This window comes from Terrihabitans soli (assembly GCF_014191545.1).
Taxonomy (GTDB): Bacteria; Pseudomonadota; Alphaproteobacteria; order Rhizobiales; family Methylopilaceae; genus Flaviflagellibacter; species Flaviflagellibacter soli.
The window spans coordinates 169,290-184,154 of the sequence record NZ_AP023361.1 but is presented as its reverse complement, the minus strand read 5'-3'; the positions used below and the strand labels follow the sequence as shown (position 1 = coordinate 184,154).

The 14,865-nt window shown below is 62.6% G+C and carries 20 protein-coding genes; 15 read left to right on the top strand and 5 right to left on the bottom strand.

Annotated features, from left to right (window positions below):
* Nucleotide 1: 1 nt before the first annotated feature.
* Nucleotides 2-1,060, bottom strand: a complete 1,059-nt coding sequence (locus tag IZ6_RS01030; protein WP_222876180.1) for an MBL fold metallo-hydrolase — start codon at nucleotides 1,058-1,060, stop codon at nucleotides 2-4.
* A gap of 275 nt (nucleotides 1,061-1,335) precedes the next feature.
* On the opposite strand from IZ6_RS01030, the gene IZ6_RS01025 reads away from it, so the two are divergent.
* The 7 genes from IZ6_RS01025 (at nucleotide 1,336) to leuC (ending at nucleotide 7,036) form a co-directional block, all read left to right on the top strand.
* Nucleotides 1,336-1,530: an eL24 family ribosomal protein gene (locus IZ6_RS01025; protein ID WP_222876179.1), complete on the top strand. Its 195-nt coding sequence runs from the start codon at nucleotides 1,336-1,338 to the stop codon at nucleotides 1,528-1,530.
* A 6-nt stretch (nucleotides 1,531-1,536) separates the two neighbouring features.
* Complete coding sequence (ffh, locus tag IZ6_RS01020; RefSeq protein ID WP_222876178.1) at nucleotides 1,537-3,048, top strand: signal recognition particle protein; 1,512 nt, start codon at nucleotides 1,537-1,539, stop codon at nucleotides 3,046-3,048.
* A gap of 54 nt (nucleotides 3,049-3,102) precedes the next feature.
* Complete coding sequence (gene rpsP, locus IZ6_RS01015; protein ID WP_222876177.1) at nucleotides 3,103-3,564, top strand: 30S ribosomal protein S16; 462 nt, start codon at nucleotides 3,103-3,105, stop codon at nucleotides 3,562-3,564.
* An 11-nt stretch (nucleotides 3,565-3,575) separates the two neighbouring features.
* On the top strand, nucleotides 3,576-4,109 hold the full coding sequence (rimM, locus tag IZ6_RS01010; RefSeq protein ID WP_222876176.1) for a ribosome maturation factor RimM: 534 nt from the start codon (nucleotides 3,576-3,578) through the stop codon (nucleotides 4,107-4,109).
* Nucleotides 4,106-4,828 carry a tRNA (guanosine(37)-N1)-methyltransferase TrmD gene (gene trmD / locus IZ6_RS01005; RefSeq protein WP_222876175.1) on the top strand — a complete coding sequence of 241 codons (723 nt, stop codon included), beginning with the start codon at nucleotides 4,106-4,108 and terminating at the stop codon, nucleotides 4,826-4,828. The genes rimM and trmD overlap by 4 nt, the downstream gene beginning before the upstream one ends.
* A gap of 78 nt (nucleotides 4,829-4,906) precedes the next feature.
* Nucleotides 4,907-5,308 carry a 50S ribosomal protein L19 gene (gene rplS, locus IZ6_RS01000; RefSeq protein WP_222876174.1) on the top strand — a complete coding sequence of 134 codons (402 nt, stop codon included), beginning with the start codon at nucleotides 4,907-4,909 and terminating at the stop codon, nucleotides 5,306-5,308.
* Between the two features lie 306 nt (nucleotides 5,309-5,614).
* Complete coding sequence (gene leuC, locus IZ6_RS00995; RefSeq protein WP_222876173.1) at nucleotides 5,615-7,036, top strand: 3-isopropylmalate dehydratase large subunit; 1,422 nt, start codon at nucleotides 5,615-5,617, stop codon at nucleotides 7,034-7,036.
* Between the two features lie 58 nt (nucleotides 7,037-7,094).
* Here leuC and IZ6_RS00990 read toward each other — a convergent pair whose 3' ends face one another.
* Entirely contained in the window at nucleotides 7,095-7,373 is a 279-nt protein-coding gene (locus IZ6_RS00990) for a hypothetical protein (RefSeq protein ID WP_222876172.1), read from the bottom strand.
* 123 nt (nucleotides 7,374-7,496) lie between these two features.
* Here IZ6_RS00990 and IZ6_RS00985 point away from each other — a divergent pair, with 123 nt between their 5' ends.
* The 5 genes from IZ6_RS00985 (at nucleotide 7,497) to IZ6_RS00965 (ending at nucleotide 10,660) form a co-directional block, all read left to right on the top strand.
* Nucleotides 7,497-7,910 carry a metallopeptidase family protein gene (locus tag IZ6_RS00985; protein ID WP_222876171.1) on the top strand — a complete coding sequence of 138 codons (414 nt, stop codon included), beginning with the start codon at nucleotides 7,497-7,499 and terminating at the stop codon, nucleotides 7,908-7,910.
* Between the two features lie 34 nt (nucleotides 7,911-7,944).
* Nucleotides 7,945-8,550, top strand: coding sequence for a 3-isopropylmalate dehydratase small subunit (gene leuD / locus IZ6_RS00980; RefSeq protein WP_222876170.1), 606 nt, complete (start codon nucleotides 7,945-7,947; stop codon nucleotides 8,548-8,550).
* A 66-nt stretch (nucleotides 8,551-8,616) separates the two neighbouring features.
* A complete protein-coding gene (locus tag IZ6_RS00975; protein WP_222876169.1) occupies nucleotides 8,617-9,213 on the top strand; it encodes a cytochrome b/b6 domain-containing protein in 597 nt (198 codons plus the stop codon).
* A complete protein-coding gene (locus IZ6_RS00970; RefSeq protein ID WP_222876168.1) occupies nucleotides 9,213-9,983 on the top strand; it encodes a molybdopterin-dependent oxidoreductase in 771 nt (256 codons plus the stop codon). Before IZ6_RS00975 ends, IZ6_RS00970 begins: the two co-directional genes overlap by 1 nt.
* Before the next feature lie 11 nt (nucleotides 9,984-9,994).
* Complete coding sequence (locus IZ6_RS00965) at nucleotides 9,995-10,660, top strand: HAD-IA family hydrolase (RefSeq protein WP_222876167.1); 666 nt, start codon at nucleotides 9,995-9,997, stop codon at nucleotides 10,658-10,660.
* A gap of 40 nt (nucleotides 10,661-10,700) precedes the next feature.
* Here IZ6_RS00965 and IZ6_RS00960 read toward each other — a convergent pair whose 3' ends face one another.
* Nucleotides 10,701-10,904, bottom strand: a complete 204-nt coding sequence (locus IZ6_RS00960; protein WP_222876166.1) for a hypothetical protein — start codon at nucleotides 10,902-10,904, stop codon at nucleotides 10,701-10,703.
* A gap of 32 nt (nucleotides 10,905-10,936) precedes the next feature.
* On the bottom strand, nucleotides 10,937-11,512 hold the full coding sequence (locus tag IZ6_RS00955) for a GNAT family N-acetyltransferase (RefSeq protein WP_222876165.1): 576 nt from the start codon (nucleotides 11,510-11,512) through the stop codon (nucleotides 10,937-10,939).
* Between the two features lie 99 nt (nucleotides 11,513-11,611).
* On the opposite strand from IZ6_RS00955, the gene IZ6_RS00950 reads away from it, so the two are divergent.
* Entirely contained in the window at nucleotides 11,612-11,998 is a 387-nt protein-coding gene (locus IZ6_RS00950; RefSeq protein WP_222876164.1) for a RidA family protein, read from the top strand.
* Nucleotides 11,999-12,093: 95 nt separating this feature from the next.
* Nucleotides 12,094-13,200: a 3-isopropylmalate dehydrogenase gene (gene leuB / locus IZ6_RS00945; RefSeq protein WP_222876163.1), complete on the top strand. Its 1,107-nt coding sequence runs from the start codon at nucleotides 12,094-12,096 to the stop codon at nucleotides 13,198-13,200.
* Nucleotides 13,201-13,279: 79 nt separating this feature from the next.
* On the opposite strand, the gene IZ6_RS00940 is transcribed toward leuB, so the two are convergent.
* Entirely contained in the window at nucleotides 13,280-13,588 is a 309-nt protein-coding gene (locus tag IZ6_RS00940; RefSeq protein ID WP_222876162.1) for a hypothetical protein, read from the bottom strand.
* Between the two features lie 220 nt (nucleotides 13,589-13,808).
* On the opposite strand from IZ6_RS00940, the gene IZ6_RS00935 reads away from it, so the two are divergent.
* Nucleotides 13,809-14,837 (top strand): aspartate-semialdehyde dehydrogenase, encoded by a 1,029-nt coding sequence (locus IZ6_RS00935; protein WP_222876161.1) that lies wholly within the window; start codon nucleotides 13,809-13,811, stop codon nucleotides 14,835-14,837.
* Nucleotides 14,838-14,865 lie beyond the last annotated feature (28 nt).

The following is a 14,865-nucleotide window of genomic DNA, read 5'->3' as shown; positions in this document are numbered from 1 at the left end:
GTCAGGCCTCAAAAACCTGACCCGGCCGCAGCGCCAGAAAGGCGCCCGGCGCAATCCCCGCTCCAGCCAAGGCGATGCCAAGGCCCTGAGCCGGCTCCTCGATCGGCTCCGCCGTCAATTGGAACGTGCCCCAGTGATGGCCGAGGGCCTGCGGCACGCCGAGATCCTTCATGGCCCACACAGCTTCCTGCGGGTTCATGTGGTTCGTTTGCATGAACCAGCGCGGCTCATAGGCGCCGATGGGCAGAAGGGCGAGGCGGAACGGCCCATAGGCCTCACGATGGGCCTTGAAATTGCGGCCCTCGGCATAGGCCGAGTCGCCGACATGGTAGAGGCGGCCGGCGGGGGTTTCGATGACGAAGCTCGCCCAGAGGGCCTTTCGCCTGTCGGACAACCCGCGCGCCGACCAATGGGCTGTGGGCACCGGGACCGCAAAGATGCCCGAGCCCAGATCGGCCCGCTCGCCCCAATCATAGGTCTCGGTGCGGATGGAAGGATCGTGCACCTTCATGATCGCGTCATTGCCGAGCGGGGTGACCACCCGCGGATTATCGCGCGCCGCAAGCCGGGCAAGGGTTTTCAGGTCCAGATGGTCGTAGTGATTGTGGGTGACGAGGACGATATCGATCTTGGGCAGGTCCTCGAACGCAATCCCCGGCGCGTTGACGCGTTTTGGCCCGGCGAAGGTGAAGGGCGAGGCGCGTTCGGAGTAGACCGGGTCTGTAAGTACATTGAGACCCGCGACCTGGATGAGGTAGCTCGCATGGCCGATCAGGGTGACGCGCAGCGCATCCGATTTTGCGGGCGGTTTATCCTGAAACGGCGACGGCCAGCTCTCCGGCCATTCCGCGCGCTTTTCGACCGCGAGAAAGCGCAGCAGATCGGCTCTACTTTTGTCGGTGTCGTAGCCCGGATTGAAGAAGCGCACGCCGTCGAAATGATCGGAGAGCGGACCGTCATAATAGGAGTTGCGGGACGCGTTCCAGCGGCCCCAGCCGAGGGCTCCGGCCGCGAGCACAATGGGCGCGACCAGCATGCGCAAAAAGGTACGGCGGTTCATATCGTCCCCGAAGATCGAGCGTCAGAAGTGAGGACCGCTTCACGATTATGCAAACTGAGGATTCCTCATATTTACATAACATACTGATATTACTACTGAAATATTTTGATGGGCGGATTTTCGGTTGACTCCCGCGCGCATGGCGCGTACTTCCCTCCCCGTTCTCAAGCGACCTGACGCCTGAGCAACCGCCCGGCCCGAGAGGCCGGAGGTCAACGCCCGACAGCGCGATGCGCCCTCGGGCGCGCTTTGCGTTGGCACTTAAGGAGCACCAGATGAGCAACGCTCAGGGATTGAAAATCGAGGACGCGGTGAACGAGACCTGCCCATGGTCCGGTAAGCCGATCTCGGAAGATTCACTGACGCTCTACAAAGGCGATGTCGTCGGATTTTGTAATCCAGGATGCCGCGACAAATTTGAAAAAGCGGTCTCGCATTTCGAGGCCGCGCTGAACGGTAAGAAGGCATAACGTTTAGTGTTCGAGACCCTGCAGGAACGCCTTTCCGGCGTACTCGATAAGCTCCGCGGACGCGGCTCTCTCTCCGAGGCCGATGTCAGCGAAGCCATGCGCGAAGTGCGCCGGGCCCTGCTCGAAGCGGACGTCGCGCTCGATGTCGTGCGCGATTTCATCGCAAGGGTCTCCGAACAGGCCGTCGGCGCGACCGTCGTCAAATCGGTGACGCCCGGCCAGATGGTCGTCAAGATCGTCCATGACGAGCTTGTCAATACGCTCGGCGCCGACAATCAGCCGGTCTCATTGGCGGCCGCGGCGCCCGTGCCGATCCTGATGGTCGGCCTTCAGGGCTCGGGCAAAACGACGACGACCGCCAAACTCGCAAAACGCCTGCAGGACCGCGAAAAGAAGAAGGTCCTGATGGCCTCGCTCGACACGCGCCGCCCGGCCGCGATGGAGCAGCTGGCCGTCCTCGGCACGCAGGTCGGCGTGCAGACCCTGCCGATCGTCACCGGCCAGTCGGCCGTGCAGATTGCCCAGCGGGCGCTGCAGGCCGCAAAGCTCGGCGGTTATGACGTCGTGATGCTCGACACCGCCGGCCGCACCACGGTCGACGACGAGTTGATGGCAGAAGCCGTCGAGGTCAAGAAAGTCTCCAATCCGCACGAAGTTCTGCTCGTTGCCGACGCGCTGACCGGTCAGGACGCCGTCACGACGGCGCGCGCCTTCGACAAGGCGCTCGGCATTACCGGTCTTGCTCTCACCCGCGTCGACGGCGACGGACGCGGCGGCGCCGCGCTGTCGATGCGCGCCGTCACCGGCAAGCCGATCAAGCTGATCGGCGTCGGCGAAAAAATGGACGCGCTTGAGGATTTCGATCCGCAGCGCATTGCGGGGCGTATTTTGGGCATGGGCGACATCGTTGCCCTCGTCGAACGCGCGCGCGAACAGATCGATCAGGAACAGGCCGCGCGCGCCGCCGAGCGCATGCGCAAGGGCCAGTTCGATCTCAACGATCTGAAGAGCCAGCTGCAGCAGATGCAGAAAATGGGCGGCATGGCGGGCGTGATGGGCCTTCTGCCCGGCATGGGCCAGATCAAGAAGCAGCTCGATGCCGCGAATATCGACGAGAAGGTTCTGAAGCGTCAGGCCGCGATCATCGACTCGATGACGAAGGCCGAGCGCAAGAACCCGGACGTGCTGAAAGCCTCGCGCAAGAAGCGCGTTGCGGCCGGTTCCGGCACGCGTGTCGAGGACGTCAACCGGCTGCTGAAAATGCACCGGCAGATGGCCGACATGATGAAGATGATGGGCAAAGGCGGCCGCGGCGGCCTTGCAGGTTTGGCAGGAAAGCTCGGCATGGGCATGCCCGGAATGGGCGCGCCGGGCATGGACCCGAATGCGCTCAAACAATTGGCGAAGGGCGGCATGCCGCAGCTTCCGCCCGGCGGTTTTCCCGGCGGTGCCGGCGGATTGCCGCCAAACATTCCCGGCGGCCTTCTCGGCCCCAATCCTTTTGACAAGAAAAAGTAACCCCGGCTTCGGCCAAGAATCTTCGAACCACATGATTGAGACTGGAGAAAAGTAATGTCCCTGAAGATCCGTATGTCCCGCGGCGGCGCCAAGAAGCGTCCGTTCTACCGTATCGTCATCGCCGACAGCCGCTATCCGCGCGATGGCCGCTTCATCGAGAAGATCGGTACCTACAACCCGCTTCTGCCGAAGGGTGCCGACCGCGTCGTTCTCGACATCGAGAAGACCAAGGAATGGCTGGCCAAGGGCGCGACGCCGTCTGACCGCGTTGCCCGCTTCCTTGACGAGCGCGGACTCCTGAAGCGCAAGGCCCGCAGCAACCCGGAAAAGGCCGCGCCGAAGAAGAAGGCGCAGGAGCGTCTCGACGCCGCCAAGGCCGCCGATGAAGAGAAGGCCGCCGCAGCAGCGGCTCCGGTCACCGGCGATAATCTCGCGACGGCGGAAGACGGCGCTCCGGCGGCTGTCGAACCGGCGGCCGACGAGGTCGTGACGCCGGCTGAAGAAGCGCAGGCGTAATAGAACCGCATATGTCTTCTCCCCGCATCCTTGTCGGCGTGATTGGCGCGCCGCATGGCGTGCGGGGAGAGATGCGCATCAAGCCCTTCACCGAAGAGCCCCTCGCGCTGAAAAAGTACGGCCCGCTCGAAAGCGAAGACGGGCGCAAGACATTCACCGTCACCGCCGCCCGCATGCAGGGCGACATGATCGTCGCGAAAGTCGACGGCGTGACCGACCGCGATCAGGCGGCCTCTCTCACCAATCTTCGTCTTTACGTGCCGCGCGAGCGCCTGCCTGCGCCGAAAGACGGCGAATTCTACTATTCCGACCTGATCGGCCTCCGCGCCGAAGACGAAGCCGGCGCGCTGATCGGCACGGTGCGCGGGGTCGAGAATTTCGGCGCGGGCGATCTTTTGGAGATCGCCCGCGAAGGCGGCGACACGGCGCATGTGCCGTTCACGGACGAATTCGTGCCGAGTGTCGATATCGCGGGCGGCAAACTCGTCATTGCGCCGGGCAATCTGTTCGACGCGGCGGAAAAGCTCGACGAGGACCCGGCATGAGCTGGCGCGCCACCGTCCTCACTCTCTTTCCGGAGATGTTTCCGGGCCCGCTCGGCGTCTCGCTGGCCGGACGCGCCAAAGAGGCCGGGGCCTTCACGCTTGAGGCCGTGGACCCCCGCGGCTTTGCCAAAGACAAGCACCGCAGCGTCGACGACACGCCCTTTGGCGGCGGGCCGGGCATGGTGCTGCGGCCCGATATCCTCTCACTGGCCATCGCATCCGTCGATGACGGCCGCCCAAAGCTCCTGATGACCCCCCGGGGCGCCCCGATCTCCCAGGACCGGGTCCGGGCGCTGGCCGCCGGTCCGGGCGCCATCCTCGTCTGCGGCCGCTTTGAGGGGGTCGATGAGCGGGTGATCGCCTCAGCGGGCCTGGAAGAGGTCTCGGTGGGCGATGTGGTGCTGTCCGGCGGGGAGCCGGCGGCCCTTCTGATCCTCGATGCCTGTATCCGGCTTCTGCCCGGGACCATGGGCCATGAGGCTTCCGGCTCGGACGAGAGTTTTGAACAAAATCTTCTTGAATATCCGCAGTTTACCAAGCCCCAGGACTGGCAGGGAGAGGCCGTTCCGGAGGTGCTGCTGTCGGGCGATCACAAGGCCATTGCCGCCTGGCGGCGCCTGAAGGCCCTTCAGGCCACCCGGGCCCGCCGACCCGACCTTTTTGCGAAATATGTCGCGTCGCTGACAGCAGGCGTCGACAAGCCGCCCAAAACCGAGTAATAGCCGCCCCTCAATCGCGATTTAGACGTTTTCAGCGCCCCCGGCACGGGTCGGGCGCGGCGCCCCCGGAGAAGTATCATGGCCATCAACATCATCGAACAGCTCGACCGCGAGCAGATGGCGGTCGTCACCGCCAAGCGCAAAGTCCCGGACTTTGCCCCGGGCGACACGCTGCAGGTCAACGTCAAGGTGACCGAAGGCGAGCGCACCCGCGTCCAGGCCTATGAAGGCGTCTGCATCGCCCGCGCCGGCGGCGGCGTGAACGAGAACTTCACGGTCCGCAAAATCTCCTACGGCGAAGGCGTCGAGCGCGTATTCCCGCTCTACTCGCCGATCATTGACTCGGTGAAGGTTCTGCGCCGCGGCAAGGTCCGCCGCGCCAAGCTTTATTACCTGCGCGAACTTCGCGGCAAGAAGGCCCGTATCGTCGAAAAGACCACGGGCGATGCCTCGAACAACGAAGAAGCCGCAGCAAGCTAATCGCCGGTTATCCGGATTTTCGAAAGGCGCGGCTAACCCCGCGCCTTTTTTGTTTGCAAAATGGACTTCCGCGGCCATTTGTCGTCGCAGTCTGGAATTGCTATATTGTGCCCATGGTAATGGCCCGTTCGACCCTTTCCTTCGCCGCACTGACCGATCATGTGCGGCTGCCGGCCCGCTTTTTCGGCCGCTTCACCGCGTCTGTCGCGGCGGGCCTTCGTTCGCTCTGATTTCAGGCCTCAGGGCCTCTGCTCGATCCGCGCCCGGCGCGGACTCCCATTCAGCGAATGAACACCCGAGATCATCATGAACGCCCGTAACGCACCGCCGAAAACCCTCTACGACAAGATCTTCGACGACCATGTCGTCGATCGTCAGGAGGACGGCACCTGCCTCCTCTATATCGACCGCCACCTCGTGCATGAGGTGACGAGCCCGCAGGCCTTTGAGGGCCTGCGCACGTCGGGCCGCAAAGTGCGCGCGCCGCAGAAAACGCTCGCCGTCGTCGACCACAACGTCCCGACTTCGGACCGCACGCTGCCCAATCCCGATCCGGAAAGCGCCGCGCAGATCGCGGCGCTCGCCGAGAACACGCGCGAATTCGGCATCGAGTATTACGACGAGTTCGACAAGAAGCAGGGCATCGTCCACATCGTCGGCCCCGAACAGGGCTTCACGCTGCCGGGCACAACGATCGTGTGCGGTGACTCGCATACGTCCACGCATGGCGCGTTCGGCGCGCTGGCGCACGGCATCGGCACATCCGAAGTCGAGCATGTTCTGGCGACGCAGACGCTGATCCAGAAAAAAGCCAAGAACATGCGCGTCACGGTCGACGGCAAACTGCCCGAGCATGTGACGGCGAAAGACATCATCCTCGCGATCATCGGCGAGATCGGCACAGCCGGCGGCACGGGCTCTGTGCTCGAATATGCCGGCGAGGCGGTGCGCGCGCTTTCGATGGAAGGCCGCATGACGATCTGCAACATGTCGATCGAAGGCGGCGCCCGCGCCGGCCTGATTGCGCCGGACGAGAACACCTACGCCTATATGAAGGATCGCCCGCGCGCGCCGAAAGGCGCGGAGTGGGATGCTGCGCGCCGTTATTGGGAGACGCTCGTTTCCGAAGAGGGCGCCCATTTCGACCGCGAAGTGAAGCTCGACGCCGCCAAACTGCCGCCGATCGTCACCTGGGGCACGAGCCCCGAAGACGTGGCGTCCGTACAGGGCACCGTGCCGAATCCGGATGAGATCGAGGACGAGAATGTCCGCGCCGCCAAATGGCGCGCCCTTCAGTATATGGGTCTGCAGCCGGGAACCAAGATCACCGACATCAAGCTCGACCGCATCTTCATCGGCTCCTGCACCAATGGCCGCATCGAAGATCTGCGCGCCGTCGCCAAAGTCGTCGAAGGCCAGAAGGTGCACGCCGATGTCGCGGCGATGATCGTGCCGGGTTCCGGCCTCGTCAAAGCGCAGGCCGAGATGGAAGGTCTCGACAAGATCTTCAGGGCGGCCGGTTTCGACTGGCGCGAGCCTGGCTGCTCGATGTGCCTTGCGATGAACCCCGACAAGCTGCGTCCGGAAGAGCGCTGCGCGTCGACCTCGAACCGAAATTTCGAGGGCCGCCAAGGCTTCAAGGGCCGCACGCATCTCGTCTCGCCGCAAATGGCGGCGGCGGCGGCGATCGCCGGGCGCTTCGTCGACATCCGCTCTTTTGGGCACTGACGCAAAGAAGCGGCCGTCCCGGCGGGGACGGCCGCTGTTTCAGCTCAACAGCTTCGGATCAATCGCAGATACGACGTTCCGTGATGATCTTCTTGCCATTGCGCCACTTTACGGTCTGCTTGGTGTAGCAGTCGCCACGATAGGAGCTGCGGCCGGAATAGACGCGAACGCCGGGAGCGCCGTAGCCGTAGTGACGATAGCCGTGGCCCTGGCCGTAGTACGGACGGTCATGACCGGCATTGATGCCGATGCTGACGCCCTGGGCCGAAGCCGGCGCGGCGAAAGCCGCGATGGAAACGATGGCGGCAGCAGCCGCGGAAACGAGATATTTGTTCATGGGTCCCTCACTCATGTTGGTTCAGGCAGACAACGGCGGAGGAGCCGCGCGGTTGCACGGACAGCGCGAAATTTTTCGCTCGCGCATCCGGAACCTTTCGGCTTTTCGCCGCGGAGAAACTGAATGAACCGAGGTATTGACTGGTCGGTGCTTGAAGCGCCCTCGCTCGGTGAATTCGAGACGATGTGCGAAGCCGCCTACAAGGGTCTGCCCGAAAAGTTCCGGGCCATGACCAAAGGCATTCTCATCCGGGTCGAGGATTTTCCCGATCCGGACGTGATGCAGGAGATGGACCTCGAAAGCGAGTTCGACATTCTGGGCCTGTTTCAGGGCGTCGGCCTCGCCCAGGGCGACGCCGTCCCGCACACGGGAAGGATGCCCAATATGGTGACCCTGTACCGACGGCCCATCCTGGATTATTGGGCGGAGAACGAGGAAACGCTCGGCCATATCGTGGCTCATGTTCTGATCCACGAAATCGGCCACCATTTCGGCCTGTCCGACGAGGACATGGAAGCGATCGAAGCAAATGTTTGAGTGAAGGGCCGATAAGGCCCGCGGAGATGAAGAAATGCAGCCTTTTACGAAACTGACGGGCGTCGCGGCGCCGCTGCCGCTGGTCAATATCGACACCGATATGATCATACCGAAGCAGTATCTGAAGACGATCAAGCGCACCGGCCTCGGCTCGGGCCTGTTCGCCGAAATGCGCTTCGGCGAAGACGGCAAGGAAAACCCGGATTTCGTTCTGAACAAGCCGGCCTATCGCAAGGCGGAAATCCTCGTCACCGGCGAGAATTTCGGCTGCGGCTCCTCGCGCGAACATGCCCCTTGGGCGCTGCTCGATTTTGGCATCCGCTGCGTGATCTCCACGAGCTTTGCCGACATTTTTTACAATAACTGCTTCCAGAACGGCATTTTGCCGATCAGGGTTTCGCCGGAAGAGCTCGAAAAGCTGATGGACGATGCCGAGCGCGGCGCCAATGCGACGCTGACCATCGATCTCGAAGCGATGGAAATCCGCGGCCCGGACGGCGGCGTCATCAAATTCGACCTCGACCCCTATCGCCGCCATTGCCTCCTGAACGGGCTCGACGCCATCGGCCTCACCATGGAAAAGGCGCCGAAGATCACGGACTACGAGGCCAAGACCGCCTCCTCGCGTCCCTGGGCCTAAATCGCCTCCCGAAAATGTGTTGGGGGAGCGGCATCCGCCGCTCCCGATCTGGCGTATCTTCGGCGCATGGCTGGCAAGACGCCCCTCATCCACCCCCTGATCGTGCGCGTGACGCACTGGATCAACGCGTTCGCCATCCTCCTGATGGTGATGAGCGGCTGGCGCATCTATAACGCCGCGCCGTTTTTTCCCTTCCGCTTTCCCCCGGAGATCACCCTCGGCGGCTGGCTTGCAGGCGCGCTGCAATGGCACTTCGCCGCCATGTGGCTCTTTGCCGGAAATCTTCTGATCTATCTCGCTTTCGGCATTTTCTCCGGCCGCTTCCGGATGAAGCTCTTTCCGGTGACGCCGCGCGCCATCCTCACCGATATCGGCGCGTTCTTCCGCGGCAAGCTCGGCCATGCCGATCTCAGCATGTACAATGCCGTGCAGAAGATTTTCTACATTGTGGCGATCCTTGCGATGATCGTTCTCATCGCGTCCGGCATCGCCATCTGGAAGCCGGTGCAGATGCAGGAGATCGCAAGCCTGATGGGCGGCTATGAGGGCGCGCGTCGCGTGCACTTCTTTGCGATGGCGACCGTCGTCGGCTTCGTTGCCGTGCATGTCGTCATGGCGCTGCTCGTTCCGAAATCGCTTCTTGCCATGGTCAGAGGCCGCTGATGCGCCGTCCCCGCCGCCCTCTCGTCGATGCGCGCGATGTAATCCGCGACGCGGCAAAGCCGATGGATCTGACGACGCGCCGCGCCTTCCTGAAGCATGCCGCGGGTCTTGGCACGTTGACCTTCCTCACCGGCTGCGATGTCGTCGACAGCTCATCGGCGGAAAGCGCGCTCGAAACTATGTCGCGCTTCAACGACCGCGTTCAGGCCGCTCTTTTCAATCCGCACAAGCTCGCGCCGGAATATCCGTCGTCCTGGGTGATGCGCCCCTTCCCGTTCAACGGATTCTATTCGGCGGATCAGGCGCCCGAGGTCGATCCCGCGACGTATAAACTCGAACTTGCCGGCAAGATCGCGGACACGCGGCCGTGGACGCTCGAGCAGCTTTATGCGCTGCCGCAGACAACGCAGATCACGCGCCATATCTGCGTCGAAGGCTGGAGCGCCATCGGCTCATGGACCGGCGCACGCTTCTCCGATTTCCTGCAGCGTATCGGCGCCGATCTCAAAGCGCCCTATGTGACGCTGCGCTGCGCCGACGGCTATTTCACCTCGATCGACATGCCGACCGCCCTGCATCCGCAGACGCAACTCTCTTTTGCCTTCGACAATGAGATTTTGCCGCGCATTTACGGCTTCCCGATGAAGCTGCGCATGCCGACCAAGCTTGGCTTCAAGAATCCCAAGCACATCACGGCCATCGAAGTGACCGACCGCTTCCAGGGCGGCTATTGGGAAAACCAGGGCTATAACTGGTTCAGCGGGCTTTGATATAAGGCCTGATGCAAAACCTGTTCGGCGGGCGCGCGTTCGCCGCCTTTATCTTCGACATCGACGGCACGCTTCTGACGTCGATCGCAGCGTCCGAGCGCGTGTGGACCGCATGGGCCGTCCGTCATGGAATCGAGGTCGAGCCCTTTCTCAAAACCATTCACGGGCGCCGCGCCGAAGACACGGTGCGCGCCGTGCGGCCCGATCTCGATGCCGTGGCGGAGGCCGCAGACATTACGCGCGGCGAGATCGCCGATATTGACGGCGTTGTGCCGATCGCGGGCGCGGCGGAGTTTTTATCCTCGCTGCCGCACACCCGCTGGGCCATCGTGACGTCCGCGCCCATTGCGCTTGCGGAACGGCGCCTTGCCGCGGCCGGCCTGCCTTTGGCGGATGTTCTGATCACGGCGGAGGACGTTGCGCGCGGCAAGCCGCACCCGGACGGATATCTCCTCGCAGCGGAACGGCTGGGATGTCCGGCGAAAGACTGTCTCGTTTTTGAGGATGCGGAAGCCGGCATTCTTGCAGCCGAGCGCGCGGGCGCAGAAGTTCTGGTTATAACCGCAACGCATCCGCATGCGATGAAGACCGCACATGCCGTCGCCGACGATTACCGGTCGCTACGCTCCGTGACCGACGAAGGCGGAAAGCTTGCGCTTCAAAAGGCCTCAGTATGAAGCGCGCTTTCATCGGCTCACGATAAGATGGCAGCGGTCTCTAGCTGCGGCGCCTGACATAAGGCAGCGCGAAGAGATAAAGCCCGGTGATCAAAAGAGCGATCAGGGGAATGAGCGCGAGCAGCCCGACCCACAAGGGCGGCTCCTGCATCATCGTCATGACGGCGATATTGGCGATGACACCGAGCGTGAAGATGATCGAAATCCAGCGGTGAATCTGGCGGATCTGATAGTTCCAGTTCAATTCGAGCCTCCTTCGGTCCGGGATGGAGTAGATCAGTCGAGCCGCGCCTCTAGCCCCGCCTTCACCTTCGGCCATTCCTCGTTTGTCACCGAGTAAATCACCGAATGGCGCTGCGTGCCGTCGGGGCGGATCATGTGGGCGCGCAGCACCCCTTCCTTCACCGCGCCGAGTTTGGCGATGGCAGCCTGGCTTCTGAGATTTTCATGATCGGTCTTGAACTGAACGCGGCGCGCGCCCCAGACCTCGAAGCAATGCGTCATCAGAAGAAGCTTCGCTTCCGGATTGACCTTGGTTCCCCATTCTTCCGGTATGTACCAGGTGTAGCCGATCTCACACCGCCTGTGGTGCGCATCGATTTCGAACAGGCGCGACATGCCGCAGACCTTGCCGTCCGATAGACGCCGCACGACAAAGGGCACCTGCTCGCCTTCGGCCTGAGCTTTCAACGCCGAGGCCACATAATCATGCGCGGTTCTGGCGAACGCCGTGTGCTTCCAGATCGCCGGGTCCTTTGCCGCTTCCGCAATCTCGCTCTCATGCGCCGCCGTCAGCGGCTCGAGCCGGACGATCATACCGGTGAGGGTTATGGAGGGGGGAAGGCCGGACATCTCTCCGGACTAGCAAAGAGCATGCGCCGCGAACAGGGCTTGCACACTGCCCGGTTTGGCGCGAACACTCGCCGCCCCACCATCTGTTGCGAGCACCTCATGACCCGCCGCCTTATCTCTTCCGGTTCGGATTTTGAAAAGATTGCGGGCTATTCCCGCGCCGTCGTTCAGGGCGACTGGGTCTTCGTGGCGGGCACGACGGGCTATGACCCGGTAACCAAGCAGATGCCGGACAACGTCATCGACCAGACCCGCAATTGCTTTGCGACGATCAACAAGGCGCTGGGCGAAGCCGGATCGAGCCTGAAGGACGCCGTCCGCGTCCAGTATTTCGTGACGAGCCGCGAGGATGCGGAAGCCGTGTTCGGCGTCTGCGGCGAGTTCCTCGGCGATATCCGACCGGCCGCGGGCATCTATATCGTTTCGGGCCTCTACCGGGCCGAAATGAAGGTCGAGATCGAACTCACGGCCAAGAAGCAGGCCTAAATCGCCGCAACCTCATCGGCTTGAAATGCCCTCCCCCGTGTTCTACGGGGATGGCGCTTTTCCCTTCTCTTTGAATTCCCCTAGGAAACGAGCCCATGGCTACTCATAAGCTGCTTCTTCTGCCCGGCGACGGCATCGGCGTCGAAGTGATGGAAGAAGTCAAAAAGATCATCGCCTGGCTCGAATCCAAGGGCGTCGCCAGCTTCGCCATTGAAGAGGACCTCGTCGGCGGCGCGGCTTTCGACGATCACGGCGAAAGCATCTCCGAAGGCGCCATGAAGAAGGCCCATCAGGCCGACGCCATCATGTTCGGCGCCGTCGGCGGCCCGAAATGGGACAAGGTTCCTTATGACAAGCGTCCGGAAGCGGGCCTCCTGCGCCTGCGCAAGGATCTGGATCTGTTCGCCAATCTCCGCCCGGCGTTGTGCTATCCGGCGCTGGCGGACAGCTCGTCGCTGAAGCGCGAGATCGTCGAGGGCCTCGACATCCTGATCGTCCGCGAGCTGACGGGCGGCGTCTATTTCGGCGAGCCGAAGATCATCGAGGAGCTGCCGGACGGCCAGCAGCGCGCCATCGACACCCAGGTCTATACGACCAACGAGATCGCCCGCATCGCCCGTGTCGCTTTCGAACTCGCGCGCCTGCGCAAGAACATCGTCCACTCGGCCGAGAAGAATAACGTCATGAAGTCGGGCGTGCTCTGGAAGCAGGTCGTGACCAAGGTTCATGCCGAGGAATATTCGGATGTCGGCCTCGAGCACATCCTCGCCGACAACTGCGCCATGCAGCTCGTCCGGAACCCCAAACAGTTCGACGTGCTGGTGACGGACAATCTCTTCGGCGACATCCTGTCGGACGCCGCCTCCATGCTGACCGGCTCGCTCGGCATGCTGCCCTCGGCCTCGCTGGGCGCCGAGAAGAACGGCAAGCGCGCCGCCATGTATGAGCCGGTCCATGGCTCGGCCCCGGACATTGCCGGCAAGGGCCTCGCCAATCCGATCGCCGAAATCGCCAGCTTCGGCATGGCGCTGCGCTATTCGCTGGGCCTCGGCGATATCGCCGACGCCGTCGACCGCGCCATCTCCCGCGTGCTGGATCAGGGCCTGCGCACCCGCGATATCGCGGCCTTGGGCGAGAAGACCATCGGCACCTCGGAAATGGGCAATGCCGTGCTGGCCGCTCTGCAGAAGGAAATGGGCTGACGCCGCGCTGTACCCTAAAAGCCAACAAAAAACCCGCCTTCCGGCGGGTTTTTATTTTTGAATTCAGGCTCTTAGCTGATCATTCCCGATCCGGCGCGCGCAGCACATAGCGGGCGCTGCTATAGGGCAGGTCCAGCGTGTCGTGGAGCGGAAAGCGCTCGAAGCCGATGACGCCGCTATAATTCGACGACTGGAACGTGTTTCCGGTCAGGTTGGACTTGGCATAGTCGCGCGCCGTATGGGGGCGGACCTTGGTGCCCGGATCCAGATAGGAGCGCGGCTGGATGGTGACGCGCACCCCCGGAAGATTCGGATCTTCCTGGGCGGCGGCCGGGAGGGCCGTAGCCAGTGCGAGGGCCGTCAGAACGGCAGCAGACAGAACGCGCATGTGCACACTCCAGATGGAGAATCTCTTACCCATCAATGTACCCCGGGCGGCAAGGTTCCCCAAGCTCAAATCGGCAACAGGGTTCGTGAATTGCGTTTTCAGGAATTTGTCGTATTGGAAGGCCGCGGCAGGGCTCCCAGATAGTGAGCCGGCCGCCAAATGAGACCCGAGCCCCTTAAGGCCGGGTCCTTCAGCCGAACCAGGCATTTTGGAGCAGATTATGGGCTATCGGATCGCCGTCGTCGGCGCCACGGGCAATGTGGGCCGCGAAATGCTGAACATCCTCGCCGAACGGGAATTCCCGGTCGACGAGCTGGTCCCCCTCGCCTCGCGCCGGTCGCAGGGCACGGAAGTGTCGTTCGGCGACAAAACGCTCAAATGCAAAACGCTCGACAGCTTCGATTTCTCCAACACCGATATCTGCCTGATGTCGGCCGGCGGCGAGATCTCCAAGGAATGGTCGCCGAAGATCGCCGCCCAGGGCGCGATCGTCATCGATAACTCCTCGGCCTGGCGCTATGACGCGGACGTTCCGCTGATCGTTCCGGAAGTGAATGCCGACGCGATTTCCGGCTACACGAAAAAGGGCATCATCGCCAATCCGAACTGCTCGACGGCGCAGCTCGTCGTCGCGCTGAAGCCGCTGCATGACGCGGCGACCATCAAGCGCGTCGTCGTTGCGACCTATCAGTCCGTCTCGGGCGCCGGTAAGGACGCGATGGACGAATTGTGGAACCAGACGAAGGGCATTTTCGTCAACGATGAGCCGGAACCCAAAAAGTTCGCCAAGCGCATCGCCTTCAACGTCATTCCGCACATCGACGTCTTCATGGACGACGGCTACACCAAGGAAGAATGGAAGGTGATGGTCGAGACCAAGAAGATCCTCGATCCGAAGATCAAGCTCACCTGCACCGCCGTGCGCGTGCCGGTCTTCGTCAGCCATTCGGAAGCGGTGAACATCGAGTTCGAGAAGCCGATCTCCGCGGACGAGGCGCGCGATATCCTGCGCGAAGCGCCGGGCTGCCTTGTCATCGATAAGCGCGAGCCGGGCGGCTACATTACGCCCTATGAAGCGACGGGCGATGATGCGACCTTCATCTCGCGCATCCGCGAAGACTTCACGGTCGAGAACGGCCTGTCGATGTGGATCGTCTCCGACAATCTGCGCAAGGGTGCGGCGCTGAACGCCGTTCAGATCGCCGAGAGCCTGATCAATCGCGGCTATCTGAAAAAGAAGGCGGCGTAATTACGTTCCCCGGACCGCGCCGGGCAAA

Bases quoted from the DNA above. Each gene is read 5' to 3' on its own strand.
- rpsP (WP_222876177.1), top strand. From the start codon at position 3,103: ATGTCCCTGAAGATCCGTATGTCCCGCGGCGGCGCCAAGAAGCGTCCG.
- IZ6_RS00990 (WP_222876172.1), bottom strand. From the start codon at position 7,373: ATGAACAAATATCTCGTTTCCGCGGCTGCTGCCGCCATCGTTTCCATC.
- trmD (WP_222876175.1), top strand. From the start codon at position 4,106: ATGAGCTGGCGCGCCACCGTCCTCACTCTCTTTCCGGAGATGTTTCCG.
- IZ6_RS00935 (WP_222876161.1), top strand. From the start codon at position 13,809: ATGGGCTATCGGATCGCCGTCGTCGGCGCCACGGGCAATGTGGGCCGC.
- IZ6_RS00940 (WP_222876162.1), bottom strand. From the start codon at position 13,588: ATGCGCGTTCTGTCTGCTGCCGTTCTGACGGCCCTCGCACTGGCTACG.
- leuD (WP_222876170.1), top strand. From the start codon at position 7,945: ATGCAGCCTTTTACGAAACTGACGGGCGTCGCGGCGCCGCTGCCGCTG.
- IZ6_RS00950 (WP_222876164.1), top strand. From the start codon at position 11,612: ATGACCCGCCGCCTTATCTCTTCCGGTTCGGATTTTGAAAAGATTGCG.
- IZ6_RS00965 (WP_222876167.1), top strand. From the start codon at position 9,995: ATGCAAAACCTGTTCGGCGGGCGCGCGTTCGCCGCCTTTATCTTCGAC.
- IZ6_RS00955 (WP_222876165.1), bottom strand. From the start codon at position 11,512: ATGTCCGGCCTTCCCCCCTCCATAACCCTCACCGGTATGATCGTCCGG.
- IZ6_RS00985 (WP_222876171.1), top strand. From the start codon at position 7,497: ATGAACCGAGGTATTGACTGGTCGGTGCTTGAAGCGCCCTCGCTCGGT.
- IZ6_RS00975 (WP_222876169.1), top strand. From the start codon at position 8,617: ATGGCTGGCAAGACGCCCCTCATCCACCCCCTGATCGTGCGCGTGACG.
- IZ6_RS00970 (WP_222876168.1), top strand. From the start codon at position 9,213: ATGCGCCGTCCCCGCCGCCCTCTCGTCGATGCGCGCGATGTAATCCGC.
- leuC (WP_222876173.1), top strand. From the start codon at position 5,615: ATGAACGCCCGTAACGCACCGCCGAAAACCCTCTACGACAAGATCTTC.
- IZ6_RS01025 (WP_222876179.1), top strand. From the start codon at position 1,336: ATGAGCAACGCTCAGGGATTGAAAATCGAGGACGCGGTGAACGAGACC.
- rimM (WP_222876176.1), top strand. From the start codon at position 3,576: ATGTCTTCTCCCCGCATCCTTGTCGGCGTGATTGGCGCGCCGCATGGC.
- IZ6_RS01030 (WP_222876180.1), bottom strand. From the start codon at position 1,060: ATGAACCGCCGTACCTTTTTGCGCATGCTGGTCGCGCCCATTGTGCTC.
- leuB (WP_222876163.1), top strand. From the start codon at position 12,094: ATGGCTACTCATAAGCTGCTTCTTCTGCCCGGCGACGGCATCGGCGTC.
- rplS (WP_222876174.1), top strand. From the start codon at position 4,907: ATGGCCATCAACATCATCGAACAGCTCGACCGCGAGCAGATGGCGGTC.